18 protein-coding genes and 1 riboswitch are annotated in these 18,646 nt (G+C 52.7%); of the genes, 8 read left to right on the forward strand and 10 right to left on the reverse strand.

Annotation, left to right across the window (positions count from 1 at the left end):
* The first annotated feature begins 9 nt into the window (after positions 1 to 9).
* The 6 genes from H3L98_RS04460 to H3L98_RS04485 all read left to right on the forward strand — a co-directional run bounded on the left by H3L98_RS04460 (position 10) and on the right by H3L98_RS04485 (position 7,478).
* On the forward strand, positions 10 to 1,197 hold the full coding sequence (locus tag H3L98_RS04460; protein ID WP_027022480.1) for an aspartate aminotransferase family protein: 1,188 nt from the start codon (positions 10 to 12) through the stop codon (positions 1,195 to 1,197).
* Between the two features lie 130 nt (positions 1,198 to 1,327).
* The gene (locus tag H3L98_RS04465) at positions 1,328 to 1,606 is read left to right on the forward strand and encodes a glycine zipper 2TM domain-containing protein (RefSeq protein WP_084481912.1); all 279 of its coding nucleotides are present in this window, start codon (positions 1,328 to 1,330) and stop codon (positions 1,604 to 1,606) included.
* A 170-nt stretch (positions 1,607 to 1,776) separates the two neighbouring features.
* On the forward strand, positions 1,777 to 2,850 hold the full coding sequence (locus tag H3L98_RS04470) for a hypothetical protein (RefSeq protein WP_027022479.1): 1,074 nt from the start codon (positions 1,777 to 1,779) through the stop codon (positions 2,848 to 2,850).
* Positions 2,851 to 3,351 (forward strand): DUF2726 domain-containing protein, encoded by a 501-nt coding sequence (locus tag H3L98_RS04475; RefSeq protein ID WP_027022478.1) that lies wholly within the window; start codon positions 2,851 to 2,853, stop codon positions 3,349 to 3,351.
* Between the two features lie 60 nt (positions 3,352 to 3,411).
* Positions 3,412 to 4,821, forward strand: coding sequence for a cysteine--tRNA ligase (gene cysS, locus H3L98_RS04480; protein ID WP_027022477.1), 1,410 nt, complete (start codon positions 3,412 to 3,414; stop codon positions 4,819 to 4,821).
* Between the two features lie 32 nt (positions 4,822 to 4,853).
* Positions 4,854 to 7,478 (forward strand): autotransporter outer membrane beta-barrel domain-containing protein, encoded by a 2,625-nt coding sequence (locus H3L98_RS04485; RefSeq protein ID WP_182078457.1) that lies wholly within the window; start codon positions 4,854 to 4,856, stop codon positions 7,476 to 7,478.
* Positions 7,479 to 7,560: 82 nt separating this feature from the next.
* Here H3L98_RS04485 and H3L98_RS04490 read toward each other — a convergent pair whose 3' ends face one another.
* The 10 genes from H3L98_RS04490 to H3L98_RS04535 all read right to left on the reverse strand — a co-directional run bounded on the left by H3L98_RS04490 (position 7,561) and on the right by H3L98_RS04535 (position 17,540).
* A complete protein-coding gene (locus H3L98_RS04490) occupies positions 7,561 to 8,355 on the reverse strand; it encodes a thiazole synthase (protein WP_027022475.1) in 795 nt (264 codons plus the stop codon).
* Positions 8,356 to 8,359: 4 nt separating this feature from the next.
* Positions 8,360 to 8,557 (reverse strand): sulfur carrier protein ThiS, encoded by a 198-nt coding sequence (gene thiS / locus H3L98_RS04495; protein ID WP_034333802.1) that lies wholly within the window; start codon positions 8,555 to 8,557, stop codon positions 8,360 to 8,362.
* A gap of 18 nt (positions 8,558 to 8,575) precedes the next feature.
* A complete protein-coding gene (locus tag H3L98_RS04500) occupies positions 8,576 to 9,658 on the reverse strand; it encodes an FAD-dependent oxidoreductase (protein ID WP_027022473.1) in 1,083 nt (360 codons plus the stop codon).
* A gap of 12 nt (positions 9,659 to 9,670) precedes the next feature.
* Positions 9,671 to 11,545 carry a phosphomethylpyrimidine synthase ThiC gene (gene thiC, locus H3L98_RS04505; protein ID WP_027022472.1) on the reverse strand — a complete coding sequence of 625 codons (1,875 nt, stop codon included), beginning with the start codon at positions 11,543 to 11,545 and terminating at the stop codon, positions 9,671 to 9,673.
* Positions 11,546 to 11,588: 43 nt separating this feature from the next.
* Positions 11,589 to 11,687, reverse strand: a riboswitch (TPP riboswitch).
* Positions 11,688 to 11,778: 91 nt separating this feature from the next.
* Entirely contained in the window at positions 11,779 to 12,189 is a 411-nt protein-coding gene (locus H3L98_RS04510) for a hypothetical protein (protein WP_027022471.1), read from the reverse strand.
* 54 nt (positions 12,190 to 12,243) lie between these two features.
* Complete coding sequence (leuB, locus tag H3L98_RS04515; protein ID WP_034333835.1) at positions 12,244 to 13,311, reverse strand: 3-isopropylmalate dehydrogenase; 1,068 nt, start codon at positions 13,309 to 13,311, stop codon at positions 12,244 to 12,246.
* A gap of 1 nt (position 13,312) precedes the next feature.
* Positions 13,313 to 13,969: a hypothetical protein gene (locus H3L98_RS04520; RefSeq protein ID WP_027022469.1), complete on the reverse strand. Its 657-nt coding sequence runs from the start codon at positions 13,967 to 13,969 to the stop codon at positions 13,313 to 13,315.
* Positions 13,970 to 14,090: 121 nt separating this feature from the next.
* Positions 14,091 to 14,927 (reverse strand): DUF1853 family protein, encoded by an 837-nt coding sequence (locus tag H3L98_RS04525; RefSeq protein WP_027022468.1) that lies wholly within the window; start codon positions 14,925 to 14,927, stop codon positions 14,091 to 14,093.
* A gap of 214 nt (positions 14,928 to 15,141) precedes the next feature.
* Positions 15,142 to 16,491 (reverse strand): tetratricopeptide repeat protein, encoded by a 1,350-nt coding sequence (locus tag H3L98_RS04530; RefSeq protein ID WP_051532132.1) that lies wholly within the window; start codon positions 16,489 to 16,491, stop codon positions 15,142 to 15,144.
* Positions 16,492 to 16,580: 89 nt separating this feature from the next.
* Positions 16,581 to 17,540: a beta-ketoacyl-ACP synthase III gene (locus tag H3L98_RS04535; RefSeq protein WP_027022466.1), complete on the reverse strand. Its 960-nt coding sequence runs from the start codon at positions 17,538 to 17,540 to the stop codon at positions 16,581 to 16,583.
* 107 nt (positions 17,541 to 17,647) lie between these two features.
* On the opposite strand from H3L98_RS04535, the gene gloA reads away from it, so the two are divergent.
* Both gloA and H3L98_RS04545 read left to right on the forward strand, forming a co-directional pair.
* Positions 17,648 to 18,049 (forward strand): lactoylglutathione lyase, encoded by a 402-nt coding sequence (gene gloA, locus H3L98_RS04540; RefSeq protein ID WP_027022465.1) that lies wholly within the window; start codon positions 17,648 to 17,650, stop codon positions 18,047 to 18,049.
* A 60-nt stretch (positions 18,050 to 18,109) separates the two neighbouring features.
* Positions 18,110 to 18,625, forward strand: coding sequence for a hemerythrin domain-containing protein (locus H3L98_RS04545; protein WP_027022464.1), 516 nt, complete (start codon positions 18,110 to 18,112; stop codon positions 18,623 to 18,625).
* Positions 18,626 to 18,646 lie beyond the last annotated feature (21 nt).

Here is an 18,646-nt window from a genome sequence, read left to right on the forward strand (position 1 = left end):
ATTTGATATATGGCAAAGAATGTTATCCCCAACCTTGACTATACCTATACCGCGCAAACCTATGCCCGTTTCCCGACTGCGCTGGTGCGCGGCGAGGGTGTGTATGCTTGGGACGAACAGGGCAGGCGTTATTTGGATTTTACTTCGGGCATTGGTGTCAACAGCTTGGGTTGGTGTGATGGCGAATGGCAGGCGGCGGTGGCGGCGCAAGCGGCGCAGTTGCAGCATGTTTCCAATCTGTATTACAGCCGTCCTGCGGCAGAATTGGCGCAAACCCTTGTGGAAAAAAGCGGTTTGGCAAGCGTGTTTTTCGGCAACAGCGGCGCGGAAGCCAATGAATGCGCCATTAAAACGGCGCGTAAATACAGCCGCGACCGCCACGGTGCAAACCGCCACACGGTTTTGACGTTAAACCAATCGTTTCACGGGCGCACGCTGACTGCGCTTTCTGCTACCGCGCAACCGCATTTTCATCAGCATTTTTTTCCGTTTACCGAAGGTTTTGACTTTTTGCCTGCCAATGATTTAAACGCGTTGCAACAGCGTTTGGCGCAAGGTGGGGTGTGTGCGCTGATGTTGGAAATCGTGCAGGGCGAGGGCGGTTTGAACAGCTTGGACGGAACATATTTGCAGGAAGCGCAAAAACTGTGCCGCGAACACGATGTTTTGCTGATGATTGATGAAGTGCAAACAGGTATCGGGCGCACGGGGAAAATGTTTGCTTTTCAACATTTTGATTTGTTGCCCGATATTGTAACTTTGGCAAAAGGTTTGGGTGGTGGTTTGCCGATTGGTGCGGCGGTGTTTGGCGAGCGTTGCCGCGACACTTTGGGCAAGGGCGACCACGGTTCTACTTTTGGCGGTAATCCCGTGTGCTGTGCGGGGGCGAATGTGGTGATGGCGCGTTTGGACGAGACGTTTTTGGCGGAAGTTCGCGCCAAAGGCGAAGCCTTGCGGGAAATGTTGGCGGGTTTGCCGAATGTGCGTGCGGTGTCGGGTATGGGTTTGATGTTAGGCGCGGAATTGGCAGAGGGCATTGCCGCTGCCGATGTGGTGGAACAGGCGCGGCAACGTGGTTTGCTGCTGCTGACTGCCAAACACAAACTGCGCTTTTTGCCACCGTTAATCATCAGTCAGGCGCAATTGGGCGAGGGCGTGGAGATTTTGCGTGAGGTGCTGGCGGGATTTTCTGTGTAAAAGCGGGGTAGAAAACCGTTTGTGCTGATGGGCTTAACCATTGCTGCACAAAACTTTGCCGCACATTAAAATGCTTTTACCCGACAGCGGCGTACACTGGTGTTTTCCCAACTTTAACGGAGTATGAAGCATGAAAGCCCCTGTTTTTAAAATTTTGTCTGTTGCCGCTGTTGCCATGTCGCTGACTGCCTGTACAGGCACAGGCATGACCCAAAGCCAACGCAATACTGCTGTGGGTGCGTTTATCGGTGGTGTGGCGGGTAATATGATTGGCAACAATACCGAATCCACTTTGGGCGGTGCGGCATTGGGCGGTGTGATTGGCAGCCAGCTGGGTGGCGGTAATAATAACAATAACAACGGCTATAACGGCAACGGTTACAATAACGGCTATAACAACGGTTGGTAAGAAACCGCTGTCCTATCATTCAATCTACACCCGCTTTTGTGTGATAACAGAAGCGGGTTATTTTGTATCTGTAAACAGGCTGTGTGTGGCAAATCCGCGCCGTTGCGATACAATCGCGCTTTTTGATGCGGCTGCCGTTTGCCCGATTCGGCAACCGAAAAGGAATTGTGATGAATATTCTGCCCGACACCCGCCCTTATCCCACCGACCCCGTTAAAAATGATTTGCTGATGTATGCAGGACAAATCGCCCACCCCACTTCGGGGGCGCAGCGCAAGCTGGCGCAGGAACATTTAAACGCGCAATTGCATCAGCTGTTGTCGCAACGGCAGATTTTAAGTGTGTCGGTGGCGATGAGCATGGCGCCCGACCGTGAAACGTATGCGGTGTTGGCAGATGCTTTGGCAGCAACCTTAAACGCTGCGCCCGACAGCGGCGAATATCAGTGGTTTGCGCTGCCTGTGGTGCTGGTGTGTGGTACGGAACAGACTGTGCCTTTACCGAGCGATGCGACTGTTGAGGCTTTGCAGACTTTGTTGGCGGGGCTGGACGGTGTATCGGCTTTGGCGCAGGCGCAATGGCTGCCGCAGCTGGTGTCGGGCGAGGATTTTGCGGCGGTGCGTACCGACCGTTGGTATGCGGCGAAGCAAAACCCCGATTTGGCAGAACTGAAATTGTCGCCCGTGCCTTTACAAGCAGCAGCGGGTAAATCGGTGCAGGTGGTGTATGCCTTGGGTTATGGCGATGCGGCACTGTTGCCGCTGTTGGGACAGGCTTGGGGACAGGCAGCTTTGCCGTTGATGCAGCTTTGGCAGCAACATTTTTCGCAAAACGGTGTTACGGTTTTCGCCAATCCCTTGCCTGTTGCCACGCCCTTAAATGCTTTGGCAACGGCTGCGCCGATGCGCGTGAGAATGGCATTAGATGTGTTTGCGGCAGATGCGTTGCGGGCATTGCGTTTGCAGAACAAAACGGCAGCGGCGGTGGCAGCGGCGCAAGAGGGCGGAAGGCTGTTGTTTGGGTTTGCTGATGCCGATGATGCGGTGTCGCTGCCGCAAACCTTTGTATGGCAGTTGTCGCCGCGTGATGATATTGCTTTGGTACAGCAGGACTTTTTGGATTTGATGACCGATTGCCGTGTGGAAGATGTGTGTCTGTTGCCACGCGCTTTGCCCGAACACGCCGTGTTGCCTAATTTTGTGCAGGCGCGGCAGTTGGCGGCGCAGCAGGGTTGGTTAAACTAAATGGCAGTGTGGCTGGCGGGGCTTGCCGTTTTATTGGCGGTGGCGGTGTGGGCGGGGCGGCGGGCGTGGCAGAACGAACGCGGCAGCGCCGCATCGTTTGGCGCGGCAGGGCGTTTGCCTTACCGCGTGCGCCCGCTGATGACCCCCACCGAGCTGAAAGTGTACGACCGCCTGTTACGCGCCTTGCCCGAACACATGATATTTACCCAAGTGCAAGTGTCGCGCGTATTGGAGGCCCCCGCCGAAAACAACCGTTATTGGTTTAACCTGATTTGCCGTTTAAGCTATGATTTTGTGGTGTGCGATTTAGACGGCGTTCCCATTGCCGCCATTGAAATTGACGATGCCACCCACAACCTGCCCGAGCGCATGGAAGCCGACCAGCGCAAAAACCGCGCCACCGAAGACGCAGGCATTGCCATCTTGCGCTGGCCCGTACACGCCCTGCCCAATGTGCGCCAAATCCGCCAAATCATCGCCCGCTGCCAAAGCAGCCGTTAAACATCCTATTTTCCGCTATAATTCCCCGTTATTTTCTTTTTTTGACACCAAAACACCGCCATGCTCACCGTTTACAACACCCTTACCCGCCGTAAAGAACCGTTTGTCCCGCTCAATCCCCAAAATGTCCGCATGTATGTGTGCGGCATGACCGTGTACGACTACTGCCATCTCGGACACGCCCGCGTGCTGGTGGTGTTTGACATGATTGCCCGCTGGCTGCGCCAACACGGTTATCCCTTAACTTACGTCCGTAATATTACCGATATTGACGACAAAATCATCGCCCGCGCCAACGAAAACGGCGAAAGCATCGGCGATTTGACCGCGCGTTTTATCGCCGCCATGAACGAAGATGCCGATGCCTTGGGTGTACAGCGTCCCGATATTGAACCCAAAGCCACCGAATACATTGCACAAATGATTGCCATGATTGAGCAATTGATTGCCAAGGGCAAAGCCTATGCCGCTGATAACGGCGATGTTTACTATGCCGTGCGCGAATTTGCCGCTTATGGGCAACTGTCGGGCAAATCGCTGGACGATTTACGCGCAGGCGAGCGCGTAGAAGTAGATGGACACAAACGCGACCCCTTGGATTTTGTGTTGTGGAAAGCCGCTAAAGCAGGCGAACCGTCTTGGCAAAGCCCTTGGGGACAAGGTCGCCCTGGTTGGCATATTGAATGTTCCGCCATGGGCGCAGACGTGTTTGGCGAACGCTTTGATATTCACGGCGGCGGCGCAGATTTGCAGTTTCCCCATCATGAAAACGAAATCGCCCAAAGCTGCGGCGTGTACGGTGGTTGCGGCTGCCACAGCGAAACCGACAAAACCATTGAAAGCCATGTGAAATATTGGCTGCACAACGGCTTTATCCGCGTAGATGGCGAAAAAATGTCCAAATCATTAGGCAATTTTTTCACCATTCGTGATGTGTTAAAGCAATACGATGCTGAAGTGGTGCGCTTTTTTATTTTACGCGCCCACTACCGCAGTCCCTTGAATTATTCGGACGTGCATTTGGACGATGCCAAAAATGCCTTAACCCGTTTATACAATACTTTGTTAAACATTGCCCCTGCGCCCTTTGATTTAAGCAGCCAAAGCAATGAATATACACAGCGTTTTAACGCAGCCATGAACGATGATTTCAATACGGTGGAAGCAGTAGCCGTGTTGTTTGAGTTGGCAAACGAAGCCAATAAAAACCAATCTGCGGAATTATCGGGCTGTTTGAAGGCATTGGCGGGTGTGTTGGGCTTGCTGCAACGCGATGCACAGGCATTTTTGCAAGGCAGTACCACGGCAGACGGTTTGTCTAATGCAGAAATTGAAGCCCTGATTCAGCAGCGCAAGCAGGCGCGTCAAGACAAAAACTGGGCAGAATCCGACCGCATCCGCGATTTATTGGCAGCAGATGGCGTGGTCTTGCGCGACGGCGCAGACGGTACGACTTGGACGCGTAACTAATGATTTATTATTTAATAATTTTTTTTATGATTATGATGAAGCACAAAAACCAAATGATTCCTTTGGCGGCAGCGGTGGCAGCCGCGTTTGCCGCACCGCAGGCATGGGCGGCGCAAGTGGTGTGTGATGACCCGCAGGGCTGTCTGGTCAGTCGTTTTCGCGATGCTGGCTTATCTGGCAATGGTACAAAATGGCAAATCAGCACCGAAAAAGCAGGTGTGAAAACTTTGGAAGTCCCAGCAGGCGAGCGTTTACAGATTAAATTGAAAACGCAAACTTATCAAAATACCCCTGCAACTGATAGTGGGATTGACCCTGATGCTGAACCGGGTTACCGCAACAGTCGGGATACCTTAATCAGGCTAAATGATTATTTGTCTGATAAACAAGGAAATTCTGAATTAACCGTAGGTAAAGACACCAAAATCCGTTTATCTCAAGCGCGTGATGCCAGTAGTGTTGTTGATTTACATAATGCCGATGCTGTTTTGGAAAAAGGCAGCAGCATTACCATTGATGCAGGCTATGGCGAAGCCAAGGGTTTGGCACACCCTGAAAAAAACGGTATTTGGCATGCGGGCACAGCCATTGAAGCTGGGCGGGCTGCAAGAGTTAAAACTTCTGCCGATATCGAGTTAAACGGCATGGGGGCGCTGGGTTTGGAAGCCGATTATGGCGCACAGATTGAAGCTGCCGACCATAAACTTGCTCTAAACGGGCATTTCAACTTGGGATTGGTAGCAGAAGACGGCGGACAAATCCACGCTCGCAAGGTGCAGATTGACGGCAGCAACAGCCAAAATGTGCAAGTGGGTGCAGCATTGGCACATGATGTGGATTATGACAAAAAACTTGCCCCATCTACCCTAACGCTGGATAACAGCCATATCCGTTTACCGTCTAAAAACAGCACGGGAGTGTTGTTTGATGGTGGTGTACTGAATATGGACAACAGCCATATTGAAGCCGAACAAGCCCTTGTCAATTGGGCGCTTGAAGATTTCAGCAGCCATGGCAACCGTGTGAATCTGAAAAACAGTACCTTGCGTGGACGCGATTATTTAATAGATGCACAAATTCCGCAATGGTTGGAAGCTGTTAGAGAAGATGATGAAAAAACCGAAGCCTCGCGCTTTGATATGACCATCAACGCCGCCAACAGCACCTTACATGGCGGCACGCGCATTAACCACCAATTGCGCCGTTCGGGGCAAGATATTGGCACTTACCGCATCAATTTGCGCGACAACAGCACTTGGCAGATTAACCGCGACAGCGTGTTAGACGTTTTGGACGCGCAAGATTCCACTGTGGCATTTACTCCTGCTGGCAATGAATTTAAACAACTGGAAATTTTGGGTGATTTGCACGGCAATGCCACTTTTCAACTGAATACCGATTTGGCAAACGGCGCAGGCGATAAATTGCTGGTGCGCGGCAAGGTATCGGGCAAGCACGTTTTGGATGTACGCAATACCGCCGCCGAACCCGCCAACCGCAACCAAACTTTGACAGTAGTAGAAACAGGCAGCAGCGATGCCGATGCGTTCCGTTTGAAAAACGGCACGGTCAGCGCAGGCAAGTATTTATATGAATTAGAGAAAAAAGACCAAGACTGGGTGTTGGCGTATGCGCGTGAAGGCAGTGCGCCTGTATCGCCGCCCAATCCGCCTGCTGTTGCGCCCGTTGTGCCATCTTCGCCAAATGTGGCGGGAAATTCGTCTGCTACCGCTGTTTTGCCGCCGCCCTTGCCCGTCAATCATGCTGCCCGTGGCAATAAGGTGTTGAGCGTGTTTGCCGACAGCCGCATCGCCCATGTACAAAGCGCATCGCCGATTTTGGAACAGCAAAACGACACCGTCAACCAGCGTTTGGCAGAATTGCATACCCCACATCATATTAATGGCTTATGGGTATTGGCAGACAAGGGCGTGTCTTATCGCCGCCGCGAATATTTGGATAAGGCAGATGGCGTAACGTCAGGCTATCATCTGCGTAACCACAATGTACAAATCGGTTATGACCATATGTTTGCTTCGGGTGCGTATGCGGGCGTGTTGGCAGGACGCGGTATGTCCAAATTGGATTACCGCCGCGCCGGTTTTCCCGACAGCCGCATCAGCACCAGCAGTTTTGGTGCATACGGCGGTTTTACCCGCAATGGCTGGTTTGCCGATGCGCTGCTGCGCCACAACCGCCACCACAGCCGTCACCCCGAAGAAAACAACCGTTTTATCAGCAACAGCGTGATGCTGCAAACGGGTATGCAGTTTGATTTAGGCTATGGCTGGCGTTTGGTACCGCAAGCCGCGCTGACTTTGGCGCGGGTGTCGGGTAGCGGGCATACGGCTTCATCCAATTTGGCACAAACCCGTGTGGGCGCAGAATTGCGCGGCGACTTTTTGGTGTCGGACAACAATGTGCGCGTGATGCCGTTTGCAGGTTTATATCATTTGGGCGACCACCACCGCGCCCGTGCCAAATTAAACGGCGAATACCTGCAAGCCCCGAAAGCGGGTTCGCGTATCGGCGTACAGGCAGGCGCAGCCGTGGCATTTGACCGCAATAATCATTTTGACGTATCGGTACGCACCCAGCATGGCGAATATTTGCGCCGTGGCGCAGCGGTGTCTTTGGGCTACCGTTATTTGTGGTAAGTGCTGAAACGCCTGCGCAATGCAGGCGTTTTTTATGGTTGGTAAAAATAAGAACGGACGAGGCGATAAGGTCTGGTTTTAATCAACCTTCATATTCGGCACTGTGCCAAAACGGTTGTCCCACCGTGGGCGAACTGGCTTGTGCCTGTTCGCGCGGCGGTACGGGAACGGCAGCACGGGCGCAATGTCCCGCTTCTACCGCCAAGGCAAAAGCGCGCGCCATTGCCGCAGGATTGCCCGCACGGGAAACCGCTGTGTTCAGCAACACGCCGTCAAAACCCCATTCCATCACTTGCGCGGCATGAGACGGTACGCCCAAGCCCGCGTCAATAATCATCGGTACATCGGGCAGGGCTTCGCGCAACACCCGCAGGGCATAAGCGTGTACCGCGCCCAATGCTGTGCCGATGGGCGCAGCCCAAGGCATCAGCACTTCGCAGCCGCTGTCGAGCAAACGGCGACAGGCAATCAAGTCTTCGGTGCAGTAAGGCAACACACGAAATCCGTCTTTAATTAGGATTTCCGCTGCTTCCACCAGTTGAAACACATCGGGCTGCAACGTGCGGTCGTCGCCAATCAATTCCAGCTTGATAAAATCCGTGCCGAATACTTCCCGCGCCATCTGCGCGGTGGTAACGGCTTCGCGCACACTCAAACAACCCGCCGTATTCGGCAGCAGCGGCACACCCAAACCGCGCAACATTTCCCAAAACGCCCCACCGTGACAATCCGCGCCGCTGCTCTGCCGCCGCAGCGACACCGTGAGCATGGCAGGCGCAGCAGCCTGTACCGATTGGTTTAAAGTGTCCATATCGGGATAAGCCGCCGTTCCCAATAGCAGGCGCGAGGCAAAATCTTGACCGTATAAAGACAACATCGCTTTACCCCCCGCCCACAGGCGCAACAATGTCCACCTTGTCGCCCTCTGCCAACTGGGTTTGTGCATAATCGCCACGCGGCACAAATACGGTGTTTACCGCTGCGGCAAACGGCGCATCAGGCTGAAGCTGCGCCAATAATTGTGCCAGCGTATTGCCGTTAAAATCATGGCATTCGCCGTTAATCAAAATACGGGGCATGGTTTCACTTTCTGAAATTTACTCACAATCCAAATAATCCAATCCGCTGATTTCATCGCGCACGGGAATTTCATCGCCAGCCAGCAGCGCGATGACTAAACGGCACACTGCGCCCGCCACTGCAGGCGTAATCATAAAACCGTGTCGGAACAAACCATTGGCTTCTAAGATACGGCGGCGGCGGTGCAGACGAATTTCAGGGCGCTGGTGTGCCAAAGTCGGGCGCAACGCAGCAGACAGTTCCAATAATTTGGCTTCGCCAAAAGCAGGATCCACCGCATACAACGCCGATAACAATTCCAAACCCGAACGCACCGTTGCCGCGCCTGTGTCTTCGCTTTCAATTTGTGTGGCGCCCACCACAAACAAGTGCTGCGCTTTGGGCGCGATATACAGCGGATAACGCGGATGCAGCAGACGCACAGGACGGTTGAGCGACACTTCGGGCGCATATACCCGCGCCACTTCGCCACGCACCCCGCGCAACACCGTTGCCCCCGCCGTATTCCAATCCGTTTTTGCGCCCATGCCGCGACAGTCCACCACCCAATCAAAACATCCGCGCAAGAATTCGGGCGTACACGGCGTGTGCCAATAGCACAATACATCACGTTCTGCCAACGCCCGCGCCAGCACGCGCAGCCATTCGCGCCCGTCTAACTGCCCTTCGCCCGCCAAAAACATCGCTTGAGCAAAACGTTTGCCCAATTGCGCTTCATTGGCAGCAATTTCGCTGCGCTGCCAATGCGCGGGCGTGATGCCTGCGCGGTTGAGATGGTGTTCAAACTGCACCGCCAAAGGTTTGTCTTGCGCGTGCCACACCACCAGCGTACCATTTTGTTGAAAAAAGACTTTTTCGGGCAAACGGCGTGCCATTTCCGCCCACAAAGGCAGGCTTTGTCTGCCCAATTCCACCACTAAAGGCAGCGCGTCCACCGCTTCGGCAGCGGGCGCCAACATTGCCGCTGCCTGATACGCCGCCGATTCTTCGCCCGCCGCCGAACCCCGACAAAACACGGTACAGGCGATGCCCTGTTCCGCTAACTGCCACGCCAGCACCCGCCCCAGCAGTCCGCCGCCGACAATTGCAATCTGTGCCATCGTGTTCTTTCTTTAGCGGTACAGTTCCGCGCCTTTTTGCACAAATTCAATGGCTTTTTCCTGCATGCCTTTTTGTGCAGCGGCGTAATCGCGCACTTCCTGCGTGATTTTCATCGAGCAGAATTTCGGTCCGCACATGGAACAGAAATGGGCGATTTTCGCGCCCTCGGCGGGTAAGGTTTGGTCGTGATAACTTTCGGCGCGTTCGGGGTCCAAACTCAAACGGAACTGGTCGCGCCAACGGAATTCAAAACGCGCTTTGGATAAGGCATTGTCGCGCAACTGTGCGCCTACCCAGCCTTTTGCCAAATCCGCCGCGTGCGCCGCCAATTTATAAGTGATAATCCCCGTGCGTACGTCTTCCTTATCAGGCAAACCCAAATGCTCTTTCGGGGTAACGTAACACAGCATCGCCGTTCCGTACCAACCAATATTCGCCGCGCCAATGCCCGAAGTGATGTGGTCGTAAGCAGGGGCAATATCCGTTACCAAAGGACCCAAGGTATAAAACGGTGCTTCAAAACAATGTTGCAGCTCTTCAGTCATGTTTTGCTTCACGCGCTGCAAGGGAACGTGTCCCGGACCTTCAATCATAACCTGCACATCATGTTGCCATGCTTTTGCCGTTAATTCGCCCAAGGTGTGCAATTCGCCAAACTGCGCCGCATCGTTGGCATCGGCAATACAACCGGGGCGTAAACCGTCGCCCAAGCTAAACGACACATCATAGGCTTTCATGATGTCGCAAATTTCGTCAAAATGGGTGTAGAGAAAGTTTTCCTGATGGTGCGCCAAACACCATTTCGCCATAATTGAACCGCCGCGCGACACGATTCCTGTCAGCCGTTCTGCCGTTAAAGGCACATAACGCAGCAGCACGCCCGCATGAATGGTAAAGTAATCCACGCCTTGTTCTGCCTGTTCAATCAGCGTGTCGCGGAACAAATCCCACGTTAAATCTTCCGCCACACCACCTACTTTTTCCAAAGCCTGATAAATCGGCACTGTGCCGATGGGAACGGGCGCGTTGCGGATAATCCATTCGCGCGTTTCGTGAATATGTGCGCCTGTGGACAAATCCATAATCGTATCCGCGCCCCAACGCAACGCCCACACCATTTTTTCCACTTCTTCGGTCAGGCTGGACGTAACCGCCGAATTGCCCAAATTGCCGTTGATTTTAACGCGGAAATTGCGCCCGATAATCATCGGTTCCAGTTCGGGGTGATTGATGTTGGCGGGGATAATGGCGCGTCCTGCGGCGATTTCGCGGCGCACAAATTCGGGGGTAATGTCGTCGGGCGTGCGCGGCAGATTCGCGCCGAAACTTTCGCCTGCGTGTTGTTTAATGAGTTTGGCATAGCGCGGGTCGCGGAACACTTCGTCCATTTTCAAACGCTCGCGCAGGGCGACAAATTCCATTTCGGGGGTGATGATGCCTTGACGGGCATAGTGCATCTGGCTAACGTTTTTGCCTGCTTTGGCGCGGCGCGGACGGGTAATCTGATTAAAACGCAGGTGCGCGGTTTTGGGGTCGTGGGCGCGTTGCAAACCATATTCGCTAGACAAACCGTCTAAAATTTCGGTGTCGCCGCGCTCGTCCAACCACGCGCTGCGGATGTGCGGCAAGCCTTGTTTCAAATCAATTCGGGCAGACGGGTCGCCATACGCGCCGCTGGTGTCGTAAACGGGAATGGGGGGATTGGCTTCACGCCCTGTGTCGGTAACAGTGTCGTCTTGGGCGATTTCGCGCAGCGGTACGCGGATATCGGCGCGGCTGCCTTGCAGATAGATTTTATTGGAATTGGGATAGGCAAACTGAATGCCCAATTGTTGCGACAGTTGGTCTAATTGAACCGCTTCCTGCCCCGTGCTGCGTTGAACCATAAAACACACTCCTGAAAAACATTGCGCCCAAACAGGAATGCCACACACAGGCAAGGAAACTCCCCACGCAGGCATTATCCTGTTCGGGTGCAAAGGGTGATTCTCAGCCGCGCAATGGTACGCAGCACCCCTGTTTCAAGCGGTAAAAACGGTATTTAAGCACAAAATGATGGTGCGTTCAAGGCAGGGTTTGGAATCTTATGGCAATCAATCCATAATAAAACCCATTAAAATCAACCACCCACTAAAGGCGTTAATTTGATAAAGCTGACCACCAAATCATCGCGCAGGTAAATCATGTCGTCCAGATTTTCCAATTGGCGGTTGTCTGCCAGCACAAAAAAGCCGTTTTGACGAAAAGCCGCCAAGGCAGTGGCAACTTGTTTGTCGGCGTTAATCAGCGGACGTTTTTTGCCTTTGGGACTGCCGTTGAGCAGCTGTTCGGTTTCGGTGGGCGTAACCAAATTATGGCGCGATACGGCTTGGTCGGCGCGTTGGTTGTAGTCGTCCACTTCAGCGCGGACACGCTGTTCAATCAGTTCGGCAACGCTGATGCGGTTGTTGCGGAATTTAAGGAACAATTCGTTCAATACTTGTCCGCCTAGGCTGTGGTCTTGTACGGTAAGGGTGGCTAGGGTCGTCATATCGGTCTTTCGTTAATCAGCGGGCTGATGGCGCAACCACAGCCCGCCAAACCATTATAAAGCAGCTAACAGGGCATCTCCCATTTGCGAACAGGAAACGGGGGATACGCCCGCTTCGGCAATATCGGCGGTGCGTAAGCCTTGGCGCAACACGGTTTGCACGGCGTTTTCCACTTGTGCGGCGCGGACTTCGTCTTGCAGACTGTAACGCAGCAGCATCGCCAGCGATAATACGGTTGCCAAGGGGTTGGCTTTGTTTTGTCCGGCAATGTCGGGCGCGGAACCGTGTGAAGGTTCATACAAACCTTTGCCGTTTTCGTCCAGCGATGCAGAGGGCAGCATACCAATTGAACCTGTGAGCATAGAGGCTTGGTCGCTTAAAATATCGCCGAAAATATTGCCTGTGGCAATTACGTCAAACTGTTTGGGGGCGCGTACCAACTGCATGGCGGCGTTGTCCACATACATATGGCTTAACTGTACATCGGGATAATCTTTGCCCACTTCAGTAAAGATTTCTTTCCACAATTCAGTGGTTTCTAACACATTGGCTTTATCTACGGAACACAGTTTTTTGCTGCGTTTTTGCGCCGCTTCAAACGACACTTTGGCAATGCGGCGGATTTCGCTTTCGCTGTAACGCATGGTGTTAAAGCCTTCGCGTTCGCCGTTGTCCAAGGTGCGGATGCCGCGCGGTTCGCCGAAATAAATGTCGCCCGTCAGTTCGCGCACAATCAGAATATCCAAGCCCGCCACCACTTCGGGTTTGAGCGTGGACGCGTCCGCCAATTCGGGGTACAACACGGCAGGGCGCAGGTTGGCAAACAAATTCAAGTCTTTACGAATCGCCAACAAACCGCGTTCGGGGCGCAGGCTGCGTTCCAGATTATCGTATTGCGGCGAACCCACCGCGCCCAACAACACGGCATCGGCTTCGCGGCACAGTTTTTGGGTAAATTCGGGATAGGGCGAGCCGTATTCGTCATAAGCCGCACCGCCCAAAGGAGCGTATTGGTATTGCGCGTCCAAGCCTTGTTCAATCAGCTTGTCGAGCAAGCGCACGGCTTGAGCGGTAATTTCAGGTCCGATGCCGTCACCCGGTAGAATAACGATTTGTTTCATTTCAATCATCTTTCGTTTTAGAATAACCAATTGTTTTCAAATTATGCCACAGTTCTTTAAAACGTATCACCGTTATTTCCTTTAATTCTTTTCGCAATTTTTCTGCCGCCTTATTTCTTTCCCCTCTCTCATGGAGTAAAAACTTTAATAAATTCAACATGCCTAATTGTAAATATAGGGCAACATAGAGCCCACTAATTACCATAAAATAAAGCTCATACCCAACATCTTCTACATTAAACACTCCAAATATAATGAAAGAGATTAAAGATAAAAAATAAACCACAGATATGGAAACGAGAAAAGCAATAACCGCTTCTATTAAACCTTTTGCCTTTCCACTTATCTTTTTTCCGAAAATTAGAAATAAGATAGCTAGAGAACCCATTAATAAAGGAATGAAAGAGTGATATTTCAAAGAAATAAAACTAAGAAACAATTCGTAAAAGTTAATATCAGTTTTAAAAAAAGATGCCAATATTACACTTATAATAAGTACTATTGTCCTATAAATAATAGGTGGCATTTCTTCCCTAATAAACGCAAAAATTTCATTAGTCCATTTTGAAAAATCAATTTTAGGCAAATTAATTCTAGGAAAGATTTTATTAATTTTATCAAAAATAAAATTAATAAAACTTCCAATCCAGTCTTCCATATTAAGATAATTGAAGAATATAATGAAAATGGCAAAAAAATTCAAAAAGAATACTTTTCTACTTTTACTCATTGAATTCAATTTCTATTCTCTCTCAGGCTAAGTGGAAATTAGCTTCTGATTATTCCACACGCAACATTACCCGCGCCGTTTCGTGCCAATAACCGTCATCGCGTAAAGCGGTTTCGGCGTAGAGTCCGTTGGGCGTAGCGACATCTGGGGGCAACAAGTCAGCAGTTTGCACACGCACGGGGGCTAAATATTCCTGCCGTTTCAAGGCGTACCAACGGCAGCCGTCCGCTGCTTCAGGCAAACGGGTCAGTAAACGTCCCGTCCACGCATTGGCGGTATAAGGCGCAGTCTCGGGCAAACTGCCGTCTGTGCTAAAGCCCATGCCACGCACCAGCGACACGCGGCGCAAGCTGTCGGGGGTAATACCTGCCGCCGTCAATGCCTGCACAGCCGCTGCGCTGCGTGATAAATCCAATTGTTTGAGTAATTTGGCGGATTTTTGCGACAAGGTATCGGTGGGATTCAAACCCGCCATTTTTTCGGGTGTGCCGTCTGCCGCGCCAACATATTTGCAACACAATTCAATGTGATACCTTATGCCATTTAATTCGGCAATAAAGTCCAACGCGCCTGCTGTCTGTCCGTTGGGATAACACACGGGCAGATTGTGCGCCAGCAAACGACTGTGCGGGGCGTGGCTCAACCAAAACACCAGCAGGCGTTCGGCGTAATGCCCAAGACGCTCATCGCTGTGGGCTTCGGGTAAGCCCTTGATGCCTTTGTCGTCCCAATCCAGCAGCAGACGAAAACCCTTATCGCCCAGCAGTTCACGCACGGGTAATTCACAGCCGCTGTGCCACAGGGGCGGGGCAGTCAGCAAGGCGGCGAGTTGGCGGACGGCGGGGCGGCGCAAACGCCACCATAGGGCATCAAGGGCGTAATTCATGGTACTTTCCATAATAAAACAAACCCTTTCCGAAAAAACGGAAAGGGGAATTTAGGGCGCATCCCCCTTTACTTATGCGGCGGTGTTTTTGGTACAAATCCGCGCCTGCCGCGTTAAAAACCCTTGCAAGGTGTCCAACCTTGCGCGGATTTTTGCCTTGCATACGCGGATTTTTACGCAAAAAACCGCTTGGCAAAGCAAACGGGGACGCGCCCTAGTGCGCGTCTTTTTCGTGCAGCAGCTCGCCGGCTTGGGCGGAACATTCGTGCGGGGATTCCAAAGCCTGACGCAGATAGCGCCGTCCCAAATTGCGGTCGCGGTCGGTGCGTTCGCCGTGCCAGTACATTTTGCCGATTAAGTAGGCAGCATAGGGCTGACCGTTTTCGGCGGCGGTTTCCAGCACCGAGACATTGCCGCAACGGTAAGCGGCGGCTTGTACGGCTTCATCGTTCCAATCGCCTTCTTCGGCGGCGGCGCGGTACAGTTCTTGGGCGTCGTTGTCGTTATGGCGCACGCCCCTGCCCAAACGGTAGCATTCTGCCAGATGAAATTTGGCTACGGCTGCGCCTTCCCATTCGCTGAAAGCGGCTTTGGCAAACATGGCGGCGGCGGCTTCATAACGCGGTGCGGTAATGGGGTTTAAGCGGTAAGGGCTGTTTTTGGGATGCAGATGATGGAAGCTGCCGTTGAGATAATAGATGCCTGCTTCCAAACAGGCGGCAGCGCTGCCGTTTTCGGCGGCACGGCACAGCCAGTACAGGGCTTGAGCGTCGTTTTGGGCGATGCCGTTGCTGCCGTGTATCATATTGACGGCGGTGTAGTACTGTCCCAGCATATCGCCGTTTTCGGCGGCTTGCAAAAAGCATTGCGCGGCTTTAAACGGATTGTGTTCCAACAGCATACCGCTTGAATATTCTATGCCCAATTCCAACCATGCAGCGGCACAGTTGCGCTCGGCGGCGGCGCGGAAGTAGCAGATGGCATCGGCATAACGGCGTTTGGCGCGGCGGTACAGCGCCATCACAAACAAACACAGGGCATTGCCTTCGTCTGCCTGCTTTTTAACGGTTTCTAAAAAAAACCGTTTGCGGGAAAAATCGGCAGGCTGGGGGTGGGGCTGATGATGAATCAGCGGCTTGAGGGTGATGCGGGCGGTATCGGCGTGCCAATGTTTGATGTAGTTGCCCGCGCGGAACAGGGGGCTGAGTAGGGTACGGGTGGCGTATTCGTCCAGCGTATCGCGGTTGCGGAAATAATGCTTAACCGTGCCGTCGCCGTAGGTCAGGGTAAAACTTTCAAAATTGGGCAGGTAGTTGTGCGGGGCATCTGCAGCCACCAGCACTGTGCCGATGGGCAAGCCGTTGTCGTAATAAAGGGTGTCCCACACCCGTGCCACGCCCGCATCCACAATCCGCCCTTCGCTTTCGCTTAGCCGCAATACGAAATCGCCGCGTTGTACCAAAGTGTCATCGGCATACACCAGCGGGCGGACGGAAGACTCGTAAACGGTAGCGGGCATATTCGTTGCCGCGACAACGGAAGGCAGGTTGGGCGTGTGGCTCATCGGTTTGGAACGGGTTGGGGGCAGCGGAATAAAATTGTAATGGACAGACTCTAAATTTGTCAAAACAGGGCTGTCGGGGCAGGCATGGTTCAGTATTTCAACAACACCGCACCCCACGCAAAACCGCCGCCGATGCCTTCCAGCAACAGCGTTTGCCCGCGTTGGATGCGCCCGTCTTTAATGCCCGCGTCCAATGCCAGCGGAATGGAAGCGGCGGAAGTGTTGGCGTGTTCTGCCACGGTTACAATCACTTTGTCCATGCCCAAACCCAAATGTTTGGCGGTGGCTTCAATAATGCGGCGGTTGGCCTGATGCGGCACAATCCAATCAATTTCGTCCGCGCTCATGCCTGCGGCGGTTAAGACTTCTTCGGCAACGGCAGAAAGCTGTTTAACCGCAAATTTAAACACGCCCTGTCCGTCCATCTGCACAAAAGGCGTACCGTTTACCTGTCCACCTGCCATTTGTGCGGGAACGTTTAACAGCTTCAGATAATTGCCGTCAGCGTGCAGTTTGCTGGCGATAATGCCCGCTTCGCTGCTGCGCCCCAATACCGCCGCACCCGCGCCGTCGCCAAATAGCACACAGGTGCTGCGGTCGTTCCAATCTACAATACGGCTGAAAATTTCTGCGCCAATCACCAAAACTTTTTGCGCCATACCGCTTTGGATATAGGCGTTTGCCGTTGCCAAGGCATACATAAAGCCCGCGCACACGGCTTGCACGTCAAACGCGGGGCAACCTGCTATCCCCAATTTATTTTGCACAATGGTGGCAGTGGCGGGAAACTGCATATCGGGCGTTGCCGTTGCTACAATAATCAAATCAATTTCTTCGGCAGCCACGCCCGCATCTGCCAAAGCACGGCGGGCGGCTTCGGCAGCCAAATCGCTGGTTTTTTCGTGTTCAGCGGCAAGGTGGCGGGCTTTAATGCCTGTGCGGATGGTAATCCATTCGTCAGACGTATCCACACGTTGCGCCAATTCATCATTGCTGACGCGCTGTTCAGGCAGATAGCTGCCTGTACCGAGAATATAAGCATGGTGCATGGCAATATTCCTTAATTAATTTCTTCACAACGGCATTGTAGAACAAAATGCCCTGCCGCGCTTATGCTAGAATGGTTTTTTTCCAACCCTAATAAAAGGAACTGACCATGCGTTTATTACACACCATGTTGCGTGTAGGCGATTTAGAGAAATCACTGGCGTTTTACACCGAGGTTTTGGGCATGCAGCTGCTGCGCCGCAAAGACTACCCCGAAGGACGTTTTACTTTGGCATTTGTCGGCTACGGTGCGGAAAGCGAAACCGCTGTGATTGAGCTGACCCACAATTGGGACACCGATTCTTACGATTTGGGCAACGGTTACGGACACATCGCCTTGGAAGTAGATGATGCTTATGCTGCTTGCGATGCCGTGCGTGCCAAAGGCGGAAAAGTTACCCGCGAAGCAGGACCGATGAAACACGGCAGCACCATCATTGCCTTTGTGGAAGACCCTGACGGCTACAAAATTGAATTTATCCAAAAAAAATCGGGTAACGACACCTATTGATTGACTGTGGCGCTGTCTGCGGTATTTATACGCAGGCAGCGTTTTTTTCCTAGATAAACAATGCTGACCCTTTCCCCCCAACCCGCCCCCACTTGGGACGACCCCGTTGCCATGCTTTACGCCTGCCACGGCAATGTGCGCCGTTTTTGCAGCGAATTGCAGCGTTTGGCGCACTATTTGGCAGAAAATGGCTGCGATGCCGATGCCCGAAACAGTATCGCCCGCATCCGCCGCTACTTTAGCCAAGCCGCGCCCCTGCATCACGATGATGAAGAACAGAATTTTTTTCCTGCACTGCTGGCACACGCCCCGCACGCCGCCGATGCGGTGGCACAATTAGCCAAGGAACACCATACCCTTTCAACACTGTGGGCGCAGGTAGAAGCCCGATTTACCGCGCTGGAAAACGGCAGCAGCCACACTTTTCCCATTGGTTTGGCAAACGATTTTGCCGAAAGTTACCACCGACACATGGCATGGGAAGAGCCTTTATTTGATTTGGGCAAACAGGTTTTACCACCATCTGTATTGGCGCAAATGGGCAAGGTAATGGCGGCGCGGCGGCAGTCAGGATAAAAAACAGGCGCAAGATTGGGT

It is taken from the genome of Conchiformibius steedae (assembly GCF_014054725.1).
GTDB classification, from domain to species: domain Bacteria; phylum Pseudomonadota; class Gammaproteobacteria; order Burkholderiales; family Neisseriaceae; genus Conchiformibius; species Conchiformibius steedae.